Source organism: Streptosporangium sp. NPDC001681 (genome assembly GCF_040298085.1).
Taxonomy (GTDB): domain Bacteria; phylum Actinomycetota; class Actinomycetes; order Streptosporangiales; family Streptosporangiaceae; genus Streptosporangium.
Genome location: NZ_JBEOZN010000277.1, coordinates 1 through 3377, shown reverse-complemented (window position 1 = coordinate 3377; position 3377 = coordinate 1). Strand labels below are relative to the sequence as shown.

Sequence of the window (3377 nt, the reverse complement as noted above, 5' to 3'; positions counted from 1 at the left end):
GGCTACTGGGTGCGGCAGGTAAGAGAGCCGGTCCGGTTCGCCGACGCGGTGACCGCCCTCGATGCGGCGGGGGTGACGACGTTCCTGGAGCTGGGGCCTGACGGGGTGTTGTCGGCGATGGCACGGCAGTCGCTGCCGGAGCGCACCGACGCCGAGCCACATGTGCTGGCCCCCCTGCTGCGCAAGGACCGGCCCGAGGAGGTGAGCGCGCTGCTGGCACTCGGGCAGGCCCACATCCATGGCCGCCCGATCGACTGGGAGGCGATCTTCCCCGGCGCGAGCAAGGTCGACCTCCCCACCTACGCCTTCCAGCGACAGCGCTACTGGCTCGACGCCTCGCCGGCGGGCGCGGCGGACGCCTCGGGGCTGGGATTCGGTGCGGCCGACCATCCGCTGCTCGGCGGCACGATCGGGCTTGCGGATGCCGACGCCGTACTCCTGACCGGTCGTCTGTCGCTGCGGTCGCATCCCTGGCTCGCCGACCACGCGGTCGCGGGTACGGCCGTGGTTCCCGGCACCGCCTTCGTCGAACTCGCGATCAGAGCCGGTGACGAGGTCGGTGCGGAGGCGCTTGACGAGCTGGTGATCGAGACCCCTCTCCTGCTTCCGGAGAGCGGCGCGGTGCACATCCAGGTGTCGGCCGGTGCCCCGGACGGTGAGGGTGGCCGTGCCGTCGCCGTCCATTCCCGCCCCGAGGGCGCACCGGCAGGCGCCGAGTGGGTCAAGCACGCGGGCGGCCGTGTCGTCCCCGGCTCGGGGCAGAACCTGTTCAGTCTGGCCGCGTGGCCTCCCGCCGACGCCGTGGCGCTCGATGTCACGGACTTCTACGACACCCTGGCCGGAGCCGGTCTGAACTACGGTCCCGCGTTCCAGGGGGTGAAGGCGGCCTGGCGGCAGGGTGAGGTGCTCTTCGCGGAGGTGTCCCTCGCGGAGGGGGAGCGGGAGGACGCCGCCCGGTTCGGCGTGCATCCCGCCCTGCTCGACGCCGCTCTGCACGTCGCGGCGCATGACACCCTGCCGACCACCCCGGCCGGCGGCAACCGGCTGCCCTTCGCCTGGCGGGGCGTCCGCCTGCACGCCTCCGGCGCGTCCGAGGTCCGGGTGCGGCTCGCGCCGACCGGTCCGCAGGATTGGACGGTCCAGGTGGCGGATACCACGGGAGCGCCCGTCGCATCCGTCGAGGGGCTGCGTTCCCGCCTGATCGAGGCGGGCCGGCTGCGCGAGGCGCGATTGGTGTCGCGCGACTCGCTCTTCCAGATCGGCTGGGTCGAGCCGCCCACCATCGATCCCGCCGACGCGGATGTCACCGACGTCGTCGTCATCTCCGGCGATGCCGGCCCGGATCCGTCGGCGGGCGTGGTGCCCGCCGTCCACGAGGTGACGAACCGGGTACTGGCCGAGCTACGGCGATGGCTGGGGGAGGAACGCGCCGGTTCCGCCCGCGCGGTCGTGGTCACCAGGAACGCGGTGGCCTCCTCCGAGGAGGAGACCGTTGATCCGCGTGCGGCCGCCGTGTGGGGACTCGTGCGCTCGGCCCAGTCGGAGCAGCCGGGGCGGATCGTCCTGGTCGACGGTGACCGCGACCTCAGCGCGGAGACCGTCCGTCGGCTGGCCGCCGGTGAGCCGCAGCTGGCGGTACGGGGAGATCGGATCCTGGTGCCGCGCCTGGTCCGGGCGACGGGCGGTCCGGCCATCGGAGCCGCGCCCCTGAACCCGGAAGGGACCGTGCTGATCACCGGCGGCACAGGAGGGCTCGGTGGCCTGCTCGCCCGGCACGTCGTGACCGGGCACGGTGCCCGGCACCTGATCCTCGCCAGCCGCCGTGGCGATCAGGCTCCTGGTGCGGCCGAGCTACGGGCCGAGCTGGCCGGGCTCGGTGCCCGCGTCGACATCGTGGCGGGGGACGTGGCCGATCGGGCGTTCCTGGAGGAGGTTCTCACGGCGATTCCGGCGGAGCATCCGTTGACCGCCGTCGTGCACACCGCGGGTGTCGTCGACGACGGTGTGATCGCCTCGCTCACCGCCGAGCGCGTCGACGCGGTGCTCCGTCCCAAGGTCGACGCGGCCTGGCATCTCCACGACCTGACGAAGGAGCTCGATCTGGCGTGGTTCGTGCTGTACTCCTCGATCGCCGGGGTCCTGGGCAGTGCGGGGCAGGCGAGCTACGCGGCGGCCGGCACCTTCCTCGACGCCCTCGCGGAGCACCGCCGCGGCGCGGGCCTGCCCGCGCTCTCCCTGGACTGGGGCCTGTGGGCGCAGAGCACCGGCGTCACCGCGCACCTGACCGACGTCGACCGGGCACGGGCCGCGCGCGGCGGGGTCCGGCCGCTGCCCACCGCAGAGGGGCTGGAGCTGTTCGACGCCGCGCTGCGGCTCGGCCCCGCCGTTCTGGTCCCCGTCCTGCTCGACCTGCCCGCGGTGCGCGCCACGGGGGAGATCCCGCCGTTGCTGCGCGGTCTCGTCCGGCCCCCGCGCCGGCCCGCGCGGGAGGCCGCGGAACGGTCATCGCTCGCACTGCGGCTGGCCGGACTCGCCGCCGACCGGCGGAGCGAACTCCTGCTCGGCCTGGTACGTGCCGAGGTGGCGGTGGTACTCGGGGCCGGCGCCGAGACCGTGCCGGCCCGGCGGGCCTTCGGCGACCTCGGGCTGGACTCCCTGACGGCGGTCGAGCTGCGCAACCGGCTGAACGCGGTGACGGGGCTCCGGCTGCCCGCCACCCTGACCTTCGACCATCCCACGCCCGCCGCGCTGGTCGGCTACCTCCAGGCGGAACTCGGCGGGGAGACCGAGAACGGGCCCGCCGCCCCGGCCGTCCCCGCCCCGGTGAGCGACGACGCGATCGCGATCGTCGGAATGGCCTGCCGGCTGCCCGGCGGGGTGAGCTCGCCGGAGGAGCTGTGGCGGCTGGTCGCCTCGGGCGGCGATGCGATCTCGGAGTTCCCGTCCGACCGGGGCTGGGACCTGCGGGCGCTATTCGACGCCGATCCCGCGCACCCCGGTACGTCGTACACGAAGCACGGCGGATTCCTGCACGAGGCGGCCGAGTTCGACGCGGAGTTCTTCGGGATCTCGCCGCGTGAGGCGCTGGCGACCGATCCGCAGCAGCGGTTGCTGCTGGAGACGGCATGGGAGGCCTTCGAGGGCGCTGGCATCGATCCGGCCACGCTGCGGGGCAGCAGGACCGGCGTCTTCGCCGGAGTGATGTACCACGACTACGCACCCCGCGTGGGGGAGGCGCCCGCCCCGCTGGAGGGTTACCTGGCCAACGGCAACGCGGGCAGTGTGGCGTCGGGCCGGATCGCCTACACGTTCGGGTTCGAGGGGCCCGCGGTCACGGTCGACACGGCGTGCTCGTCCTCGCTGGTCGCCCTGCACCT

Annotated in this window: 1 protein-coding gene; it reads left to right on the top strand. The window is 74.1% G+C overall.

The genetic code is table 11. The annotated features are described in order from the left end of the window. A partial coding sequence (locus ABT130_RS47245; RefSeq protein WP_350966444.1) for a type I polyketide synthase occupies positions 1 to 3377 on the top strand: 3377 nt, incomplete at both ends.